We start from the raw sequence: 22,109 nt of genomic DNA, 5'->3' as shown, positions 1-22,109 counted from the left end.
GGAAGCGATGTTTAAATTAAATAGAAAGAAATCCACGTTATTTCAGACGTCCACCACAGAGAAGCTGTTTGATATCACTAATTACGTTCTTATGGCTTTTATCATTGTGATTATGCTTTATCCGTTTTTAAATGTGCTGGCCATCTCATTAAATGATTCTACGGACACTGTAAGAGGAGGAATTTATATCTTTCCTCGTGAGTTCACACTAGAAAATTATCGGGTGATTATGGAATATGACAGCTTGCTTATCGGCTTTCGCAACTCTGTCTTAAGAACAGTGATAGGGACAGTCCTCGGTTTATTTGTTTGCTCAATGGTAGCTTATACGTTAAGTCGACAAGATTTTCAAGCTAGAAATGTCATATCTGTGATTATCGTTTTAACGATGTTTTTCAGCGGTGGCCTCGTACCAACCTATATGTTAATGCGTGATTTAGGCTTGATTAATACATTTGCAATCTATATTTTACCACTTCTAGCAAGTGCCTGGAATATAATCATTATCCGTTCTTTTATGGATGGCTTGCCCCTTGCTTTACAAGAGTCAGCGAAAGTAGATGGAGCGAATGACTTTACAATTTATTGGAAAATCATATTGCCAATTTGTAAGCCCGTTTTAGCTACAATCGCGTTGTTTATCGCAGTTATGCAATGGAACATGTGGTTTGATACGTATATTTACAATAGTGCTAATCCAGCATTAACGACGCTTCAGTATGAGTTGATGAAAATTTTACAGAATACAACTGCCTCTACAGGAGCAGGGATTGATTCAGTTCGTGGTTCTGGGGCTGAGGCGGCTACACGCGTGTCACCGGAATCTATTAGAATGGCCATTACGATTGTCACGATCGTACCAATTCTGCTCGTTTATCCATTTCTACAACGGTATTTTGTCAAAGGAATGACGCTTGGTGCCATCAAGTAGAATAGAGTCAATAAAGCAATAGGTAAGGTGATAAGTCATATCTTACTTGTATAAAAAGACAAGGGGGATTTATCTATGAACAAGAGGAAAATGACAAGTGTTGTTTTAGGGACGGTTGGTGTATTAGCTGTATTATCAGCCTGCAGCAATGACGAAGAAGTCATCAATACGAATAATATAGACGGTGAAAGCGAGGGTGACATCGAATTCACGTTGTTTGCAGCAGACAACAATCCAAGCTGGAATGGCATGGATAGCGATGTGGGGCAAGTGATTTTAGAAGAAACAGGCGTCTCATTAAATGCAAGTTTTGCGATTAATGACCCGGCTGAACGGATTGCACTCTTTGCAGCTGGTGGTGAGTATCCAGACTTTATTCTCCCAAAAGGAGATAGCGGGATTTTAGTAGATGCTGGGGCAATGATAGATTTAAGACCATTAATTGAAGAGCATGCTCCGAATATACAAGAGGTTTATGGCGATTACTTAGACAGAATGACGTGGAGCGATGAAGATGATGCGATTTACTTTATTGGGACTAATCCAGTCGATCAGCAGCATTGGACACCTGGTAGCGGCTTTTGGCTTCAACATGCAGTAGTAGAAGAATTAGGGTATCCAGAAATCAATACAGTAGAAGATTTTGAGAACGCTATCAAAGAATACTACGAGATGTATCCAGAGATCGACGGCCAACCGACCATTCCACTGTCGTTACTAGCTGATGATTGGCGAATGCTGATTTCTGTGACAAATCCTGCTTTTTGGGCAACCGGGGCCTCAGATGATGGCGAGTGGTATATTGATGATGAAACACGGGAAGCAATCCTTCATTATCGTCGGCCAGAAGAGCGAGAGTATTTTCGCTGGCTAAATCACATGAATGCAGAAGGACTACTTGATCCAGAAACGTTTGTTCAACAAGAGGATCAATACATGTCGAAAATTTCATCTGGTCGCGTGTTAGGGATGATTGACGCTGATTGGTCGATCGCAGATGCGCAAACGGCATTACGTGAAGACGGAAAATATGAACGTATGCATGGTGTTTATCCAGTGACATTAGATTACTCATACGAACACCGTAATTTTCAGAGTACAGGTTATTTATCCGAGTGGGGAATCGGTATCACGATTGATAATCCTGACCCAGTAAGAGCCATTAAATTTCTCGATTGGATGGCGTCAGAGGAAGCTCAAATTTTAAACAACTGGGGGATTGAAGGGGAGCATTATGAAGTAGATGAGGATGGCAACAGATATCTTACTGATGATCAACGTGAAGAACGGCTGAGTGACAGCTCTTTTAATGAACGCACAGGTATTGGTGTATATCTTGCTTACGGTCCGCATTATGGGGACGGTGTGTTAGATTCTACTGGCCAGCCATTTACCATTAATACACAAGAAACGTTAATTGAGGATTATACCGAAAAAGAGAAGGAAGTGTTAGAAGCCTATGGTGCGAATATATGGGCTGATTTGTATCCAGCGGCTGACGAATTTCCTGTAAAACCATGGGGCGCTGGTTGGGAAATTAATTGGCCTTCAGATTCTCCAATTGCGATACCGTTTCAACGGGCGCAAGATATTATGATGACAAGAATTCCAGAAGCCATATTAGCTGATCCGGAAGATTTCGACCACGTGTATGACCGGTTTATGGATGAATTGGATGACATCGGGGTTGAAGATATGGAGGCTGAGTTCACAGAGCTTGTTCGACAACGTGTTGAACTGTGGGGAGAAGATTAATTACCAATATTAATAAACACTTTCTAATTTCTTTTCCATTAGCTAGCTTCCGGATCAATAAAAAAGCTGATTCGGAAGCTTGGATGGTCTCATCATCATTTAACGTTCAAGCCACCTTTAACCAAACTTCTAACTGAAGAGACTCATAGAAACAAATCGGTAGAATGAGATTAATAGGTCTCAACTTGTTGATGAAAAGGGGAAATAATATGAAATTTACAGATGGTAACTGGCTGATTAGAGAGGGATTAGAGCTCATCACACCTGTTCAACTTTTTCGGGAAACTGTTAACGAGAAGCAACTGACGCTTTTATTAGCACCTATCGATTTATCTGAACGTGCTAATCAGCTAGACGTGTCGATGCTGACTGTTACGTATTCAGCGCCACTCCCAGATGTCATTAAAGTAACTTGTGTCAGACATAAAGGTGGGGTTAAACGAGGACCAGAATTTACGGTTGCCGAACAAGAAGATGAGGCAACCGTGATAAAAAATACGAAAACAGATGTCACACTAACGAGTGGTTCGTTACAAGTAAAAGCAATAAAAGGCCCCAGATGGACGAGTGAATACGTCTATAATGGTCAGCATATAACGAGCAGTGGGTTTAAAGGTAAAGCGCATGTAACGAGAACAGCCACAAAAGAGACGTTTATGAGAGAAGAGTTGGATTTATCTGTCGGTGAAACAATTTATGGGCTAGGTGAACGATTTACACCGTTAGTAAGAAATGGGCAAGTTGTGGACACGTGGAATAAAGACGGTGGCACGAGTTCGGAGCAATCTTACAAGAATGTCCCTTTCTACTTATCGAATAAAGGATATGGTGTGTTCGTGAATCATCCAGAAAACGTCTCCTTTGAAGCCGGCTCAGAAAAAGTGTCCAAAATGCAATTTAGCGTAACAGGAGAGACGCTTGAGTACTACATCATCGGTGGCGGAGCACCTAAAAAAGTGCTCGAAAACTATACCACTTTGACAGGTAAACCTGCGTTACCGCCAGCTTGGTCTTTCGGATTATGGTTAACGACCTCTTTTACGACAGATTATGATGAGCAAACGGTTAATACCTTTGTGGATGGGATGGCTGAACGACACCTCCCATTACGCGTGTTTCACTTTGATTGTTTTTGGATGAAAGCCCTTCAGTGGTGCGATTTTCAATGGGATAAGGACGTTTTCCCTGATCCGAGAGGCATGCTGAGACGCTTGAAAGATAAAGGATTAAAAATATCTATTTGGATTAATCCTTATATTGCACAAGCTTCTCCGTTATTCGATGAAGCAGTAGAAAAAGGCTATTTAATAAAAAAGAAAAATGGCGACGTCTGGCAATGGGATAAATGGCAACCAGGAATGGGCATCGTTGATTTTACAAATGACCAGGCATGTCGATGGTACACAGGTCATTTAGATAATTTGCTCAACATGGGAGTAGATAGCTTTAAAACAGACTTTGGTGAAAGAATTCCTACCGATGTCGTCTTCTATGATGGGTCAGACCCTATGAAAATGCATAATTATTATGCGTACTTATACAATCAAGTGGTGTTTCAATGGTTGGAAAAGGCACGAGGTAAAAATGACGCAGTCCTTTTTGCGCGTTCATCAACAGCAGGAGGACAAAAGTTTCCAGTTCATTGGGGGGGTGACTGTGATGCTAGTTACGTTTCCATGGCCGAAAGTCTTCGGGGAGGCTTGTCATTAGGCTTGTCTGGATTCGGTTTTTGGAGTCATGATATCGGTGGGTTTGAAAGTACAGCTCCATCCGATCTTTACAAACGATGGATTGCGTTTGGTTTGTTGTCCAGCCATAGCAGACTACATGGGAGTAAGTCATACCGTGTCCCGTGGATATATGATGAAGAAGCGGTTGATGTTTTAAGATTTTTCACGTCCTTAAAACATTCGCTTATGCCGTACTTGTATCAACAGGCTTATGAAACGACGAAAACAGGCGTACCGATGATGAGGGCGATGATGTTGGAATTTCCTGAAGATCCAGCATGTGATTATGTAGACCGTCAATATATGCTCGGTGATGCTCTACTCGTGGCACCTATTTTTAATGAAGAAGGCCGCATTAGCTACTATTTACCGAAAGGGGCGTGGACACATCTCCTCACAAATGAAAAAGTGGAAGGAGGAACGTGGAAGGAAGGGCACTATGATTATTTTAGTCTGCCACTTTTCGTAAGACCTGACTCTATCATACCGATCGGAGACAACATTGCTAAACCAGATTATGACTACGCTGATAGTGTGACATGCCATGTATTCGGGCTGCAAACAAATAAAAAGGTTACTATCAGAGATACTCATGGAAAGATAGCACTCACGTTAGCTGTTAATGTCAATATAGATGGCTCTTATGACGTTATCCCTGATAACCCTATGAATAAACAATGGCAGCTCGTTTTAAGAGGCATGACCACTCTCCCTTCTGTAGAAAATGGGGAAGTTGACTTGGTTGAAAACGGTGTTTCTATCGTTCCAGAAGATACTAGTACAGCCGTAAACATTACATTTGAGTGCGATAAGAGGAGGTAACTCAATATGACGAACCGTGTAACGTATCCGTTTCAGCAAACAGAGTTGTCACTTGTAGAACGGGTTGAGGATCTCGTCCAGCGATTAACGATAGACGAAAAAGTAGCTTCTATGATCCAATATCAGCCGGCAATTCCCCGCCTTGGTATTAGAGCATGGAAACAAGGGACAGAAGCTGCTCATGGGGTGGCATGGCTTGGTGAAGCAACCGTTTTTCCACAAAGTATTGGTTTGTCTCATACGTGGGATTGTCGCTTGTTAAAGCAAATAGGGGAAGTCATTAGTGATGAAGCAAGGGTTTACTATGAGAAAAACCCCGAGCTACATGGTCTAACATTGTGGGCCCCTACCGTAGATATGGCAAGAGACCCGAGATGGGGAAGGACGGAAGAAGCATATGGAGAAGATCCGATGTTGACAGGCCAACTAACGACTGCACTCGTTAAAGGCATGCAAGGTGATCACCCAGTTTATTTGAAAACAGTGGCGACCCTTAAACATTTTCTAGCCAATAACAATGAAAAAGATCGTGAAAGATGTTCGGCAAGTATAGATCCACGTAATTTGTTCGAATATTACTTGCAAGCATTTAAACCGGCATTTGTAGAGGGGAAAGCAGGATCGCTTATGACAGCCTATAACGCTATTAATGGGTCACCTGCTCCGCTCCATCCATTATTAAAAGAAGTTGTAAAAGGAAAGTGGGGGCTCGATGGTTTTATTGTCAGTGATGCAGGAGATGTTTTAGGTCTTGTACATGATCATGGTTATTTTGCCACATATGCTGAGGCAGTGGCAGCATCGATTAAAAGCGGCATTGATAGTATCACAGACGATACCGAACAAACAAAAGAAGCAATTCATGAAGCGATTAGATTAGGTCTTCTTAATGAAGCAGATATGGACCATGCGTTAAAAAATGCGTTTCGCATTCGTTTTCGATTAGGCGAATTTGATGATTATCATCCTTATACCACTATTCCAGCATCTAAACTACTTGCTCCTGAACATAAGCAGTTGGCATATCAGGCAGCACAAAAACAAATTGTCTTATTAAAAAATGATGGCATTTTACCTTTAGATAAAAAGGTGTCTGAGACATTGGCAGTGATTGGACCGCTTGCAAACGATAATCATATCGATTGGTACAGTGGGACACCAGCTTATAAAACGACACCGCTAGAAGGATTGAAGAAGACGTTTAAAAAAAATGACGTGACGTACCATCATGGACACTCCCTTATTCGTTTAAAAGCAAGTGAAACCAATCGTTATATTTACCTCAATCAGGAAGACAACTACATGCTGACTGCTAGTGAGGATCAGCCTCATAAAGCGGAAGTGTTTGAATTAATGGACTGGGGTTGGGGGAACTATACATTAAAATCCACATCTACTGGAAAGTATGTCACAGTAGGAGAAAAGGGACTTACGGCTACTGCGAATGAAGCAAAAGGATGGTTTGTGAAAGAACAGGTGACATTTGAAACTAGCGATCGTGAAGACGTATGGAAAATGAAAGCATGGGATGGACAGATCATCGCACTCGCCCATAACGATAGTTTGACTGTTCCTACGACGACAGTACCTAAAGGTATGGAGGAATTCCAATTGGAAGTGGTTGAGGATGGGATCACTGTTGCTGTGGAGGCTGCCAAACATGCAGATACGGCTGTGGTCATCCTCGGAAATAATCCATATATTAATGGAAAAGAATGCATTGACCGTCAAGATATTTGTCTCCCACCGGCTCAAGAGAAACTCCTTCAAGCAGTGAGTGAGGTTAATTCAAGAACAGTGCTGGTCCTTGTAAGCAGTTATCCTTACGCCATCATTTGGGCACAAGACCATCTTCCTGCCATCGTTCATACTTCTCACGCTGGTCCCGATTTAGGTGACGCTTTGGGAGATGTGTTATCCGGTGACTATAACCCAGCAGGAAGATTAAGCATGACATGGTATCGCTCAATTCATCAACTACCAGACATGATGAATTACGATATCATTAAAGGAAAACGCACGTACCAATATTTTGATGGAGATGTACTCTATCCTTTCGGCCACGGTTTAAGTTATAGCAAGTTTAGTTATGATGACATAAAGCTTGATAAATCCTATGTTCATGTTGAAAGTGATGAGCGTGTGACGATTAAAGCGACGATAGGAAATATAGGGGATGTGGATGGCGATGAAGTGATTCAATTATATGTGAGAAAAGCAGATGAATCCCGTGTCGTTCGTCCATTAAAAACCCTTAAACACTTCAAGCGTGTACATGTGAAACCAGGTGAAAAGGAACAGATTACCTTCGAAGTGAAAGTGGATGATTTAGCTATCTGGGATGTGACGAGAGAAAGATATTGTGTAGAAACTGGCACATACGCCATTATGATAGGCCCATCATCTGCGGAGATGCCATTGATTGCCACACTAAATGTAGTCGGTGAAGTGATGCCATCCCGGCAGTTCATCACACGTGTGCACGCTTATCATTATGATGATTATGAAAATATGTATTTAACAGAGGGAGATGGCATTGGACATTACTGTGTAAGAACGCAAGGTGATAAAGGCTGGATTGCCTTTAAAGAGACAGACGTCCCGTCGGAAAACGCGTTACTGAACATAACGGTTTTTAGCCATGGGTTCACAGGAAAATTGCTACTGAAGGCAGAGGATGAACACATCGGGGAAGCTAACGTGTCCCCGTTACCTAATTGGCAAACAATCACTATCCCAGTAAATCTTAAACCTGGTCTCTACACACTTGTTATTGAGCTTCAAGGTGATCTCTCTCTTAGTACGATACAGCTCGTTTAAGATACGTTACTAAATAAAAGAACAGGGGGAGTACGGCATGGAAAGTAGCAAATGGGGGTTGCTATTTACCGCTTTATCCGGAATAGGGGTGATTGCCGCTTGTGGCGATAAAAACGACGGTGCGTTAACCATTACGATGTTTTCAAGTCTCCCCCATGATTTTCATTACACGATGATGACTGACTAGAAGAGGTTGTGTACGATGGGTACCACTCTAACATAACAGATAAATGAAATGACAGGGGAGACCCATATTTATGCTTTACCACTTAGGGAAAACGTCTTTTCTGAATAACCACCGATCACTAGCTGATAGCTTTAATGAAAGAGCGCTCCGACGAAGAGGGAGGATTACAATTAGTTAGTCAATTGTATGAAATAAATCAGGAATAAGATGTGACGTTAGCTTTAAAATGGGGGATGAACATGGAAAGAAGCTGGACCGATACGCGGTTATATACTGTGACCGATTGGATCATGAAACTGGCCTATATAAACTTATTATGGCTACTATTCACATTTATCGGTATTGTTGTCTTTGGAATAATGCCTGCTACGGTTGCTCTTTTTACAGTTGTAAGACAGTGGCTGGAGAAGGAAGGAGAGCTTCCACTGTTTAAAACCTTTTTCTCAGTGTTCAAGCGAGAGTTTTTCAAAGCAAATCTCATAGGCGTCATTCTTGCCGTTGCAGGTTATGTGTTATATATAGATTTTCTATATTTAAGCGTTGTTCATGGATATGTGCATACATTTCTAGCCTCAGCTCTCGTATTGGTAACGCTCTGGTTTACAGCGATGACCATGTTCATTATTCCTGTCTATGTTCATTATGACTTGCCATTTTTTAAATACTTTAACTATGCCTTTATTATTTCGTTAATCAATCCACATATTGTGATTTTTATGGGCTTGTTAATTGCCGTTACTTATAGATTATTCACAATCATACCTGGACTTATACTCTTCTTTTTTGCAAGCGCAATGGCAAGCATCATCATGTGGTGTGCACTACTGGCGTTCAAGAGGATGGAAAAGAAGAAACAAGGATTAGAAAAAACGGCCTAAATGAGGATACAATTCACGAGCTTACTTCGTTTGTTTTTTGTGTTACTACCTACAAGGACAGTTCCTTGTAAACGCCTGGTCAAAGCTTTGAGCTTCTTTCATTAAGTGACAATAAACGAACTAAGGCTAAACTGCCTCCAATTGTTAGACACCATTTTACAATAGGAGAGGCAGTTTTTTATGGTTATATATAACAATTAAGCTATTTTTCTCCTGTCTTTTACATGGGGGGATGGTGCTGATATTAGGTAAGAAGAGTGAGTTTTTGAGCTATGATTAACGAACGTCATATAAAGTGATAAAATGTAAAAGATCTAATCAATACTTCTATAAGCTGATAGTGGTTTTATAAGGAGAAGGGAGCTACATATGTCTAATTCAACGGTGATGAAGTTTGTATCAGGTGGATTTAATCTTTTCTTTTGTATTCCAGTGATAAGTTGGGTATTTGTTGTTGGACTGTCTGCTATGCCATTATTTCTATTATTTATATTGCACTTAGTGACATTCATTTTTTCATTAATAGATAAAAGAAGGTTCCACGGAAGTGTTGTGGGGATGACAGCTGCATTTATGGGGTGGATTCCTGTGCTAGGGTTCTTTATGCATGTGATAGCTACTACATTACTTATTGTAGATGGATTTAAGTCACGTAAAGATGATAAGGAAGTTGAAATTTAATCGACAACAAACTCATTTTTTCACTTTGTGGGGCTGTTTGGTAGAACTATAAGCTAATATTGTTTGATTGACGTGTAACGAATCACTATCCACAAAGAGTTTATCACAGATAACCGTCCGTAAAACGCCCGCGAATGTCATGATTCACGCAACCGCCAATCAGTGGGAGAGGAATGAAAACATCTACTGATTGGGGGTTCGTTTTATATTTTAATTCTAAATAGCTTTGCTTCTCATCATAACGAGTAGAGGGGCTATAAAATGGATAAGTTTATCAGTTGCGAGAAAGGTGTTTACACATGACAATAACAACGGTCCTAAAGTTTCTATCATTTTGTGTGTCATTAGCAATCTGTTATCCTGTGTTTGTTTTTATAATAGGGGTAGGGCAGTTTAAATTCCCATTCGTTATTTTAGCTATTTTTCATCTATTAACATTATTGGCGGCATTAAGAGATAAAAAGGTATATTTCGGAAGTGTTGTAGGGTTAATTGTTGCGGTGTTAGCAGTTTTCATAGGACCGGTTGAATTAATCTTTCATCTCCACCTCTTTGTCATTGCCATACTGTTTGCAGATGGTTGCTACTCGCATGAAGTACGAAAGGGTTCACCAGCTCTTGCTAGTGAAACAAGTGACTAATCATTTCTTGTGTAGTCGAACAGTTGAAGCTATTTTAAGAGAGCCGATAAGATTTTAGTAATAAAGATTTTGGCGTGTGTCTACTTAAACAACATTTAAGTTTCTATCTATACAGGACGCCTTCTCTAGCCAATATTGAGTTATTTGAATAATGACATAAGACAGATATAGTGACAAATATTGGTCACTCAACTTCAATATATCTGCGTTTTATCTCATCACTTATGGGACATCCTGTTCCCTTATTTGTTGGTTATTGAAAGCTACAGATGTCTGATGAATTCTTCAGCTATAAAGCAAATGGTTTGACTGTGTTAGTAACTACCTCAGTCTTACAACACGGTTGCGAAGCGGGTTTAACCCTTTGATACTGAGACGGCATTCGAGTAGGTCACCGTGGGTAATCACGACAGGACCGGGTGTGCCAGTTAATATGATATCACCGGGGAATAGGGTTGTGCTTTGCGACAGGTAGGATACGATCTCCCATGGTGTATACAGCATATGATCTGTCGCCATTTCATGTACCGTCTCACCATTTAAAATTGTTGAGACCTTTATGTTGTTGATGTCATGAATGTCATCAAAAGTTATGAGATCAGACCCTATACTAATATATGTATCGAAACTTTTTGCGCGGGTAAGAAACCTAGGATTCGCTGCGTGAATGTCAGATTCGGTCATATCTAAACTTGTGGTAATACCTGCAATGACATGGGGGACCTCATGCACGGGTACATTTTTACATGTTTTCCCGATGATAAGAGCCAGTTCACTTTCTCCAGTCGTGCGTGTAGAAAGAGGTGGTAGCTCAATCGTGTCTTTTGGACCGATTAAGGCTGAAGCAGGCTTTAAAAAGGTGACGGGGTGGGAAGGGGCTGTTATGGCACATTTATTTTCCGCATAATTTAAGCCAATTCCCCAAATGCTGTTTGGCTTTTCAATGACGGGGGCAAAGTCTGTTTCTTGTTCTAACAGGAAAGGCATCGTTTCTAATTTATCAACTCCGCCATTTCTATACCAAGTTCTTAATTCGTCAAGATTATTTCCAGTAACAAGGTCTATGACAGTCGTTTGCCACTGGCTTTTTTCGAAATGATTTAATGTTTCAAGGAGGACGTAGCCGTTGCATGAGGCAATAGCGGCTTCTGCATTATTTTCCGTATAGATCATAGCCAGTTTCATCGTAGCACTTCCCTTAACATAACATTTAAGTTTGATACTTCTTCCACATATGTGTAAAGTCGCAAACCCATTGTAATAAAGCGAGATCATGGCCGATTCCTGCAATTATGGACAATCCCACAGGAATACCGGTATTGGGGATGACTGGAATAGTCACTTGTGGGCAGCCAGATAGTCCGGCGATACAAGCTAATTGTAATGTTTGTTGTCGTGTGTTTTCCACTGCTTCATCTTGAAGTCCACGTAATGGTGCAGCGCCAGGCACTGTGGGAAGAATCAACAGCCCATTTCCCATTAAGAGCGTTCTCAGCTGTGATCGGATATGCTGACGTTTAACAGTTTCAGGCTGGGCTTTGGCTTCTGTTATGTTTTTTGCCATCAGAAAGCGTTCTTTCACCCCTGGTCCAAACGTTGGATTTACGTCTTCAATCCATTTTCTATGCGTCTGCCAAATTTCTTTCCCTTGTAAAATACGAAAAGTTGTTGCCCATTCAGAAAGACCGGCTTCTGCTAGAGTTAAAGTGTCAAAATAAAGGGATGTTTTGTCTTTTAATTGTGTAACAAGGGGTTCAAGGATTGCCCGGGTTGCTGTGTCTGAAATAGTCCATGCATCTTCTGGGATAAAACAGTTTGTAAAGCTTGTTGTTGTCTCGGTTTTGTTCAATAAAGCTTGCGCTACATTTTTCAACGTGTAGGCATCTCGACTCAACACACCTACTGTATCAAACGAAGGGGCTAGTGGGATGACACCATCCATTAAAATCCTGCCATGAGTGGGACGATAGCCAAAAAGACCGCAGTAAGATGCAGGAACTCTGATGGAACCGCCTGTATCTGTTCCTAATGCGAAATCGACACTGTGACTAGCCACAGCCGATGCAGAGCCACTAGAAGAACCACCGGGGATACGTGCTGGGTCTCGTGGGTTTAGTGGTGTTCCATAATAATAATTTTCACCATTTAAACTATACATTAATTCATCCGTCATTGTCAGACCTCTCAGTGTTGCACCTGATTCTAGTAAGTGGATGATGGTGGGGGCAGTTATTTCAGAAGCTGGATGTGTCTCATGCCATTGAGGATTCCCAGCTGTGTTTCTCACTCCTTCAATATGAAATACATCCTTGACTGCAAATGTCAGACCTGAAAGGGGACCTGAGGATAACGGATATTTGGTGAATGTGTCATTGATAAATGCGTGAACAGCATCGGTCATATGATCCCTCCTAAAAACCATTTAACACCTATGTGCTTTTATTTTACCTATAGCCATCATAGGTGTCTTTGTTAATGATAACTAGAATGTGGCGTTCCTGTTAGTGTATATGACTATTTTATCAGATAGTTAGAGGGTAGCTAAGTTTTGACCAAAAGGTTGGTTGACAACGATTCCCTCTTCAGCTTTGTAAACACAACGACCACTGACAATAGTCGCTTTGATAGCCCCTTTAATGTCTCTACCTACATAAGGAGAGTATTTATGGCGAAAAAGGATGTCATCGGCAGTGATGTGAGTGTCAACAGCAGGGTCATAGATGGTCAAATTAGCTTTATTCCCTGGCTGAATTCTACCTTGCTCGTGAAGATATGGGAAACGGTCTGCAGCATGATGGGTCAGAAGAGGTAAAATATCTGCCAATGAAAATCCTCGTGTTAATGCGTGACTTATAAAAGCAGGTATGCCAAATTGAATACTTTGAATACCGCCCCATGCTTGCCATATATTATTTGTTCCACGCTGTTTCATAGCTGGTGGACAAGGCGAATGATCTGAACTGATGATGTCGATCTTTCCTTCGTGAATTTTTTCCCAAAGACCTTCGACACTTTCTTTATCGCGTAATGGTGGCGCACATTTGAGAATTGGGCCCTCACGAAGGAAGTCTTTGTCAGTAAATAAGAGGTAATGGGGACACGTTTCACTGGAAACATTGACCCCTGTATTTTTGGCGCTGTATAGGCGTTCTGCGACCTCTGGGTGACTGACGTGGACAATGTGAAGCGGTGTATTATATTTTGCAGCGTAATCTAGGGCAATATCAACCGCTTCTAATTCAGCTTCTACTGGTCTGCTCTCAAGAAAAGCCGCTGCATCTTTTTGGCTGGTTTGTTTCAGTCCATAATAAGTTAATGTGTCCCCCCACTCGGCATGTAAACCAAGAATCGTATCCGTTTCCCCACAAAATTTCATCGCTTTTGGAAGGGAATCATGATCTAATCGTTTAAAATCAGTAATGCCACTTTCTGATAAAAATCCTTTAAAGCCGATTATTCCGATATCTTGCATGGCCTGTAAGGCCTTATCATTATGAGACATATCAGCAGTCATGCCACCCCAAAGAGCAAAATCTATGAAAGATTGATTCTGTAGCGATTGCTCTTTTAGTTGTAAAGTGCCAGCATTATTGGCAGATGGATGACTATTTAGGGGCATATCACAAACGGTTGTGATCCCTCCTGCTGCCGCACCAGCACTTCCTGTTCTAAACCCTTCCCACGTTGTTCGGCCTGGTTCATTAAAATGAACATGAACATCAATAAAGCCAGGCAAAACAAAAGCCCCTTTTGCATCATAAAGGACGGCTGCTTCCGCTACTTCAGGATTATCTGGTGTTACGATGGCATGAATAGTATCGTTTTTAACAAGGAGTGCTTTATAGGTAAAATCATCCCCGTCAAACACTCTTCCGTTAATAATAGCTTGCAACATAAAAAGTTTCTCCTCCTTCTTTAAATGTAAGTTCCATATAATATATGATGCTTGTTTTTTCGTGGTTAAGCTATACCCTATCCCCGTGATGATCATGTTGTAAGAGGGTGTATGTATTCCCACTTCCCTTGCTTTCTTATTTTGGACGCAAATACTAAATAATGTGTTTTTAATGTTAGGTTTTATAACGGAAATCTTTATCTTCTAAGACATTCATTATATTGTATGATAAACAGTCCAGAGTGGAGGTGGGCGGCGTGAAGATGGAAAACCTTCTTAACACTCCTTTTTTTAAAGAAACCGTCGTTTTGGCGGGACAAGAAGGACTCACTAAAGAAGTACATTCTGTCAATATGATGGATGCCCCAGATATTATTGATTATTTAGAAAAAGAGCAGTTGTTACTAACTACCGGCTATTCCATTAAAAATAAGGCTGGGGCGTTATTACAACTTGTTGAGCAAATGGCTGCCCAAGGATGTGCTGGATTAGGTCTGAAAGTTGAACGGTTTTTAAAGGATATTCCTGAGGAGGTAATAGATACGGCTAACCGACTCCATTTTCCGATTATAAAACTACCACGGCAACGATCATTAGGTGACATTATGACGCATGTTTTGAAGCTTATTTTACAAGAACGGACAGAAGAACTTGATTATGCGTTAAAAGTCCACCGCCAATTTTCAGATATCATTATTTCTGGTAAAGGCTTATATGACGTTATAGATCGACTGGCTAACATGATTCATTCACCTGTTTTACTTATGAATCACCGACTTGAAACATTAGCGGCATCGAAAAAGTACAGTGACGAATTCTATTTTGAAATCGCAAGCCAAATCAACGACGAATTAGCTAAGCGCGATATCTCCTCCAAAGACATGCTGACCTTACACATCACATATCCCTATTTAAATAGAAAACAAGTGGCTTCACTTTTCTCAGTTCATACAAATGTTTATCAAAAAGGCTTTTTAATTGTTTTTAAAGAAATCGTCAATGAGCCGCCGACAACGCTGTTAGCTATTGAGCAGGCAGCTAATGTCGCTTCATTTGAGCTAATGAAAAGGCATGCGGTTGAACAGCAAGGACGTATGCTTAAAAATGAGTTTTTAACAGATTTTGTTGAAGGCCATTACTCTTCGGAAAAAGATATAGCCAAACGAGGAAATATTTATAATTTAAAACGAGATCAACATTATATATGTGTAGCAAGCAAATTAGATGACGAAGAAGACCTTAATGGTAGTTTATCTATTGATAAAGAGACCCATATGCAGATGTACAAAGATGCTATTTATGAGCAACTTAGCTTATGGCTTCGTTATTATTTCAATGATTATATTATTTTTACGAAAGGGGATATTTACCTTTTTTTAATTGGGACAGAAGAATTTTCAAATGATCCAGAACAAGAGGTTATGAAAAATATTACGCACATTCAGGCGGAGGTATTTGAGCATCTATATTTATCTATGTCTTTCGGTATCGGGCACATCGCTGACACGTTATTGCACGTACCAGAGTCTTATCGAGAGGCGCTTGATGCTTTACGTTCGGGTTATCGTTCAGAAAAGCGACGCTTCGTACAAAACTGTGATGCAAAAGGAGTGGCAGAATTACTTCGAGCTGTGGCGCCACAAAAGCTTAAGGAATTTTACCAGTCATCCTTAAAAACATTGGCAGGATCGACTCGGAAAGATGAACAGGACTTAATTGAGACGTTAAGGGTGTATATTGAAAAGAACGGTCAAATTGCTGAAACAGCAAAGGCATTATACATTCACCGTAATACTGTCATTTATCGGATAAAAAAATGCGAAGAGCGGTTAAACATTGATTTAAAAAATGCGGATGATATTCACAAAATACGTACGGCGCTCATGATTCGCTCTATTATTTGATTTTACATCGAGGCCCTGCTCTGCTAGTTAGGTGACATACACAAGAAGTTTTAGCTTTTTTAGTCAACCTAGCCAATGACAAAATGTTCTGCTTTCCATTAGACTGACAAAAATAAGTCAGAGAGGAGAACGAGCATGGTAACAGAAGGAAAGGTTTGGAGACCGAATAACTTAAACGATGCGTGGGCTCTTTCTCAACAACTTATGGAACCAACTCAAATTGTATCAGGAGGCACATGGTTGCGAACGCAATGGGAGGGAGGAGCACTCCCTATTGCACCACATTTAATAAGTCTTGATAGCGTGCCAGAGGTGACTACCTGTATTCATATAGAAAAGGATGAACTCGTTATTGGGGCGATGACAGTACTGGCTGATATCATTGGTAATACGTTAATAGAAGAGAGGGCGCCTTTACTAGCGAAAGCGTGTCAGAATATTGCGTCACCTTCTGTAAGGAATCAAGCCACTTTAGGTGGTAACGTTATCTCGCGTGTTGGTGACACCTTACCGGTATTACTCGTGCTGGAAGCCACATTAACATGGTGCAGGGGAGACGAAATGGTCAATGTGTCTGTTCAGAAGTGGATGGAAACATCAGTTGATGCGTGGGGCATTCTTGTTTGTGTGAGAGTGCCATTGAAGAGAGAGGACGACTTTTCATTTTTTATGAAAATGGGACGGCGTGAGACGTTTATCCCGTCGTTGGTGACGGTTGCTGGGAGGGGGAACTATAGTGAAGAAACATGTGAGATAACCACCGTTTCTTTGGCAGCTGGTGGTGGCAACACATCTGCTATGAGATTAATAGAGACAGAAAAATTCCTGACGGAAAAACGTTGTTCTAACTCAATTTTATTAGATGTGTTAACAGTCATTCAAGACGATTTTAAGCCTAGTGGAGATCCATTTGCATCAGCTTATTATAAACGTCAGGTAGTTGCCAATTTGATTGTAAGCGAGTTGTATCGCTTAGGAGGTGTTTATAATGAGGTTAAATAAGCCCACGGAGCAATATCCATGGAAGATAAGGCCTGATGGAAAAGCTAAAGTAAGCGGTGAGCTTCATTATTTGACTGATATGACGCGAGAGAACATGCTCTACGGCAAAGTACTTAGAAGCGGGGTGGCTCATGCTAAGTTAGTCGATGTTAAAACAGGTGAAGCGGAAAAGCTTCCGGGTGTCAAAGCGATTCTCACGCACAAAGATGTCCCAGGTCTTAATGGCTTTGGAATCGCTGAGCCGAATCAACCTGTTTTCTGTGATCGCCTGATTAGGTATGAAGGTGATGCTATTGCTGTAGTGGCAGCAGAAACCCTTGAAATTGCCGAAGAAGCATTGGCTCTTATTCACGTGGATTATAATGAACTCCCCATTTTAGATTCACCGGAAAAAGCATTAGAGCCAGATGCGCCATCATTGCATAAAGAAGGCAACATTTTACACGAAAGAGATTATAAAAGAGGCAATGTAGAAGGTGCTTTTAATAGATGTGCTCACACTGTGGAAGAAACCTATGAAACTCCCCGTCAAATGCACGTGTATATGGAGACTGAAGGGGGCTTGTTTATTCCAGAAAAAAACGGGCGGTTAACGGTTTATGCTCCCACACAGCACGGATATAAAGATCGGATGCAATTAGCACGTATTCTAAATATGCCTGTTGATCATATAAGAGTCGTTTCAAGCCCAATTGGTGGATCCTTTGGTGGAAAAGACGAGTTAAATGTTCAACCATATGGGGCATTGCTTGCTCTCCGATGTGGGAAACCTATTAAAATGCATTATTCTAGAATGGAATCCGTTATAGCAGGCTTGAAGCGTCACCCTATGAAAATAACGATGAAAACGGGGATAGATCATGAAGGAAAACTATTAGCTCACCGAGTCTCAATTATGTCAGATACAGGCGCTTATGCCACACTTGGTGGACCGGTTTTAAATTTTGCTGTAGAGCATTCTGTTGGTGGCTATGTTATTCCGAACGTTGAGATTTCTGGCAAAGCCGTGTATACAAATAATGGTGTGTCAGGAGAATTTCGAGGATTTGGCGGGAATCAGGTTACATTTGCATTGGAAGGGCAGCTCGATCGACTGGCAGAGAAAATAGCACTTGATCCGTGGGAATTAAGACGGCGAAACTTAAGAGAGCTTCATGATCCTGGACCATTAGGACAACAAATAGCGGCAAATGACGGACCATTACACGTTTGGAAATCTATTAAAGAGTCCCCTTTATATCAATCAGAAAAAGAAACACTCAGCGATAATCTGCCATGGATGCGTAGAGGAAAAGGTATGGCTTTAGCTATGCATGGTTCAGGTCTTGGCTATGGTATTCCAGATCCTGCTGGTGGAAAAATTAGATTGAATGATGAAGGGAAAATTGAAGTTGCTTTTGGACATGAAGAGTTCGGGCAAGGCTTGTTAAGCACGTTAGAATTAATGTTACTCGATCACTTCAATTGTGATACAGATGATCTTCACATAATGATTGGTGACACGGACAATGTGCCAGAAAGCGGTTCATCCACAGCATCTAGAACAACAAATATGGTATGGCGAGCGTTGCAAAATATGAAAAAGCCGTTTTTAACTGAACTGTTTTCAAAAGTTCATGAACTAACGGGAGAGGACCGATCTCAGTTGATGACTGGGAAAAAAGGGGTGTGGAAGCGGGAAAGGGACAAAAGCCACCGCTTTCTTATGAGCTATAAAAAACTGGCAGGAGCCTGTGCAGACCCGATTGTGTGTACGACAGAGTTTCATTATCCTGTGACCCCTGATCCCGTTCTTGGCGGGCATTTTCTTTATAGCTCTACGGCTGTCATTGTGGAAGTAGAAGTTAACATGCTCACAGGGAGGGTTAGAGTAACTAGAGCTGATCATGCTGTAGCCGCGGGAGAAGTTGTAAATCCTTTAGGTTACCTCGGTCAAATAGAAGGTGGTAGCATAATGGCTCTCGGTTTCACCATGACAGAAGATGCCATTATGTGTAACAGTCAGTATATGACAAGAAATCTTGATACGTATCTAGTACCAACTATTTTCGATGTCCCAGACATTCAAAATGTGGACGCAATCGAGGAACTACCAGAAGGAGATACATTTGGTCCAAGAGGGGTAGGAGAAGTAGGATCAGTTGCTCTAGCACCGGCTATCGTTTCGGCTGTTAAACAGGCAACAGGTAAATGGATAACGAAACTCCCAATTAGTCCAGAAGAGGTTCTTGATGGAGGGGAAGGCTTCTTTTCTCACTGTTTCAAAGACTCGTCGGCAAGAGAAGGGAAGGAAACAGGATGACGAAACAACCCCAATTTACAGTAACAGACAAGCCTGAAGCTCTTAATGTGACCTTTCATTTGAATGGAAACGAGACCACCCTTTACGTGGCACCATCGCGTCGGCTTGTAGACGTATTACGCACTGATTTAGCTATGACAGGTACGAAAATCTCCTGCGAAATAGGGCGGTGTGGTGCGTGTATCGTTCTTGTAGACGGTGTGCCTCATAATTCATGTTTACTTATGATTTACCAATGTGAAGGTAAATCAGTTGAGACAATTGAAAGCCTGCAACATGAGAAACCGAACCGTGTTCAACAAGCTTTTCTAGAAGAAGGCGCATTACAGTGTGGCTATTGTACACCGGGGATGGTGATGGCATTAAAAGGTATGTTAAATAACAAAGAAAATCCGACCTATAATGAGATGAAAGAAGCTCTTGCAGGGAACTTATGTCGCTGTACAGGGTATGGGGGAATCCTCCGTGTGCTAAGAAAACTCAGTTCAGATGACATCGACTAATGTCTTCATTTTAGAAGGAGGTTTTGAAATGAAAGATGATCACAAGTTCCTTCATATAATGAAACAGACACCAAGACAATCTTTTGTATTAGCCACGATTACGCATATTGAAGGATCAGCCTATCGTCACGAAGGTGCTAAAATGTTGTTTTCCCCGAATGGAGAGCAGTATGGCTTAATTAGTGGCGGGTGTTTAGAAGACGATTTAGCCTATCGTGCTAAAGAAGCGCTTATTTCCAATCAAAATCAGTGGATAACGTACAATTTGCAAAGTGAAGATGACACAGGATGGGGACAAGGAGCAGGTTGTAACGGCACTGTGTACATTTATTTGGAGATTATCCAGTGGGATACATCAAAAGCAAAAGCATTACAGTATTTAGAAGAAGGGAGGAACGTTATCTCTGTTAAATGTTTGTTGGACAATAGAGTGAAAACAAGTTTTTTTACTGAAGAAGGGGAGCAGTTATCTGAAAGAGATATGGCATTACCTAAAGAAGTTCAATTAGCTTGTAACGACCTCATAAGTAGTGAAAAAGGAACCGTTTTTTTGCCTCTGGATGATGACTATTTTGTAGAACGGTTCGAGCCGAAAGATAACTTATATATTTTCGGTGGTGGGCGGGACGTTGAGCCGGTTGTCAAAAAAGCGGTGGAATTTCATTTTAATGTGACACTGATTGATCCGAGAGAGGAAAGGTGTAACTCAATTAACTTTCCACAAGCTAGTGACTATTTGTGCATGCATGCAGAGGAATTTATCACTACCCACTCTTTTAAAAAAAATAGCTATGTTCTTATCATGACTCATCGTTTTGAATGGGACCAGATATTTCTCCAACATGTCTTGGACTGTAAAAATTTGTTAAGGTATGCAGGGATCCTTGGTCCTAGAAGACGAACCCGTCGTTTATTAGGATCGAAAGAAATCCCAGAATGGCTCCATTCACCTGTTGGCGTAGACATTCATGCTGAAGGAGCAGAAGAGATTAGTGTTAGTATCATTGCTGAGTTGATTAAAGTAAGAAATGGAACGTCAAAACAATCTAACGCCACATTGGCGGCTATTTAAATGACAGCGTCTAGAATATATGCGGTTATTTTGGCAGCTGGTTTGTCTTCAAGGATGGGAACAGCGAAGCAATTGCTCACACTACAAGGTGTCCCAATGTTGGAACATGTGGTCCAACAACGATTGAAAGAACCTTTTGAAAAAGTTATCGTCATTTTAGGTCATGAAGAAGCTGCGATTAGAACGGCCATTACAATTGAGACACCGAGGTTAGAGTGGTTGCGTCACACACGATATGAAGAAGGACAGACATCATCGTTGATGAAAGGTTTTAGTGTCATCCCTGAAGATGTGGATTCAGTCATGATATTTCTAGCGGATCAACCATTTATTAAGTCAGAGACAATAAAAACGGTGATTGATGAAGGAGAAATCAAAGGAATGGAGCTCACGTCCCCTTTTACAATGCGACCATACTATCGAGGAATGCCAGGTCATCCAGTCTATTGGGGGCATATACACTCACCTGATATGCCATACCATGCAGCATGTAAAGGAGATAAAGGAGGTCTAAGAATGATGCAGCATATCGAGCAGTATTGTATACAAGTGACCGATCCATTCGTAGTTATTGATATCGATACGCCTGCAGACTATAAACAAGCAAAAAAAGGGGCATATGATCTGACATCAACATAAACAAAATCGATGTATTTGCTAAACTAGTAGCATAACAAAATTACATTTGAACGTGTTAACGATAATGGCACCATATGATGGGAGAATTCGTATAACCTCAAAAATAAGGTTTGAGGGTCTCTATTAGGAACCGTAAATTCCTAACTACGAATAAAGGTGAAACATGCCTTTTTTCGTAGTTTTTTTATTTATATTAAAGTGATTACCTATGGCAGTGTTTTATCCCACTTTTAAGGGGCAGTAAAACCCCGATCTTTAAGAAGATCGAAAAGTTTAAGTGGGAGATGAAGGAAAACGTCCACTGGTTGAAGTTTAGCTTTACACAAAAGGGGGATGGGTCTTCTCTT

The 22,109-nt window shown here is 41.0% G+C and carries 17 protein-coding genes and 1 riboswitch; of the genes, 14 read left to right on the top strand and 3 right to left on the bottom strand.

The features are described 5' to 3' along the window. The first annotated feature begins 7 nt into the window (after window positions 1-7). The 8 genes from BK581_RS09170 to BK581_RS09140 all read left to right on the top strand — a co-directional run bounded on the left by BK581_RS09170 (window position 8) and on the right by BK581_RS09140 (window position 10,445). Window positions 8-931, top strand: coding sequence for a carbohydrate ABC transporter permease (locus BK581_RS09170; protein WP_078577886.1), 924 nt, complete (start codon window positions 8-10; stop codon window positions 929-931). A 75-nt stretch (window positions 932-1,006) separates the two neighbouring features. Continuing rightward, complete coding sequence (locus BK581_RS09165) at window positions 1,007-2,686, top strand: ABC transporter substrate-binding protein (protein WP_078577885.1); 1,680 nt, start codon at window positions 1,007-1,009, stop codon at window positions 2,684-2,686. A gap of 209 nt (window positions 2,687-2,895) precedes the next feature. Further along, window positions 2,896-5,238 carry an alpha-xylosidase gene (yicI, locus tag BK581_RS09160; protein ID WP_078577884.1) on the top strand — a complete coding sequence of 781 codons (2,343 nt, stop codon included), beginning with the start codon at window positions 2,896-2,898 and terminating at the stop codon, window positions 5,236-5,238. Window positions 5,239-5,244: 6 nt separating this feature from the next. Continuing rightward, entirely contained in the window at window positions 5,245-8,058 is a 2,814-nt protein-coding gene (locus tag BK581_RS09155; protein WP_078577883.1) for a glycoside hydrolase family 3 C-terminal domain-containing protein, read from the top strand. Between the two features lie 37 nt (window positions 8,059-8,095). Then, window positions 8,096-8,245, top strand: a complete 150-nt coding sequence (locus tag BK581_RS20125; protein WP_169837644.1) for a hypothetical protein — start codon at window positions 8,096-8,098, stop codon at window positions 8,243-8,245. A gap of 239 nt (window positions 8,246-8,484) precedes the next feature. Then, window positions 8,485-9,123 carry a YesL family protein gene (locus BK581_RS09150; protein ID WP_078577882.1) on the top strand — a complete coding sequence of 213 codons (639 nt, stop codon included), beginning with the start codon at window positions 8,485-8,487 and terminating at the stop codon, window positions 9,121-9,123. A gap of 369 nt (window positions 9,124-9,492) precedes the next feature. Then, window positions 9,493-9,804, top strand: coding sequence for a hypothetical protein (locus BK581_RS09145; RefSeq protein ID WP_078577881.1), 312 nt, complete (start codon window positions 9,493-9,495; stop codon window positions 9,802-9,804). Between the two features lie 299 nt (window positions 9,805-10,103). Beyond that, window positions 10,104-10,445, top strand: a complete 342-nt coding sequence (locus BK581_RS09140) for a hypothetical protein (protein ID WP_078577880.1) — start codon at window positions 10,104-10,106, stop codon at window positions 10,443-10,445. Between the two features lie 321 nt (window positions 10,446-10,766). Here the strand turns inward: BK581_RS09140 and BK581_RS09135 are convergent, their stop codons facing one another. The 3 genes from BK581_RS09135 to allB form a co-directional block, all read right to left on the bottom strand. Continuing rightward, entirely contained in the window at window positions 10,767-11,630 is an 864-nt protein-coding gene (locus BK581_RS09135) for a fumarylacetoacetate hydrolase family protein (protein ID WP_169837642.1), read from the bottom strand. A gap of 25 nt (window positions 11,631-11,655) precedes the next feature. After that, window positions 11,656-12,846, bottom strand: coding sequence for an amidase (locus BK581_RS09130; protein ID WP_078577878.1), 1,191 nt, complete (start codon window positions 12,844-12,846; stop codon window positions 11,656-11,658). A gap of 129 nt (window positions 12,847-12,975) precedes the next feature. Then, window positions 12,976-14,340 (bottom strand): allantoinase AllB, encoded by a 1,365-nt coding sequence (gene allB, locus BK581_RS09125; protein WP_169837641.1) that lies wholly within the window; start codon window positions 14,338-14,340, stop codon window positions 12,976-12,978. 263 nt (window positions 14,341-14,603) lie between these two features. Between allB and BK581_RS09120 the strand changes: the two genes are divergently transcribed. The 6 genes from BK581_RS09120 (at window position 14,604) to BK581_RS09095 (ending at window position 21,762) form a co-directional block, all read left to right on the top strand. Then, window positions 14,604-16,244, top strand: coding sequence for a PucR family transcriptional regulator (locus BK581_RS09120; protein WP_245829201.1), 1,641 nt, complete (start codon window positions 14,604-14,606; stop codon window positions 16,242-16,244). Window positions 16,245-16,379: 135 nt separating this feature from the next. Continuing rightward, on the top strand, window positions 16,380-17,246 hold the full coding sequence (locus BK581_RS09115; RefSeq protein ID WP_078577875.1) for an FAD binding domain-containing protein: 867 nt from the start codon (window positions 16,380-16,382) through the stop codon (window positions 17,244-17,246). Further along, on the top strand, window positions 17,233-19,548 hold the full coding sequence (gene pucD / locus BK581_RS09110; RefSeq protein ID WP_078577874.1) for a xanthine dehydrogenase subunit D: 2,316 nt from the start codon (window positions 17,233-17,235) through the stop codon (window positions 19,546-19,548). The genes BK581_RS09115 and pucD overlap by 14 nt, the downstream gene beginning before the upstream one ends. Beyond that, the gene (locus BK581_RS09105) at window positions 19,545-20,051 is read left to right on the top strand and encodes a (2Fe-2S)-binding protein (protein ID WP_078577873.1); all 507 of its coding nucleotides are present in this window, start codon (window positions 19,545-19,547) and stop codon (window positions 20,049-20,051) included. Before pucD ends, BK581_RS09105 begins: the two co-directional genes overlap by 4 nt. 28 nt (window positions 20,052-20,079) lie before the next feature. Continuing rightward, entirely contained in the window at window positions 20,080-21,123 is a 1,044-nt protein-coding gene (locus tag BK581_RS09100) for an XdhC family protein (protein ID WP_169837639.1), read from the top strand. Then, window positions 21,124-21,762 (top strand): nucleotidyltransferase family protein, encoded by a 639-nt coding sequence (locus BK581_RS09095; RefSeq protein WP_078577871.1) that lies wholly within the window; start codon window positions 21,124-21,126, stop codon window positions 21,760-21,762. Between the two features lie 67 nt (window positions 21,763-21,829). Next, window positions 21,830-21,929: riboswitch (purine riboswitch) on the top strand. Window positions 21,930-22,109: the final 180 nt, after the last annotated feature.

Source organism: Salipaludibacillus agaradhaerens (assembly GCF_002019735.1).
GTDB classification, from domain to species: domain Bacteria; phylum Bacillota; class Bacilli; order Bacillales; family Salisediminibacteriaceae; genus Salipaludibacillus; species Salipaludibacillus agaradhaerens.
The sequence above is the reverse complement of the archived record's forward strand: the minus strand, read 5'-3'. Positions and strand labels throughout refer to the sequence as shown.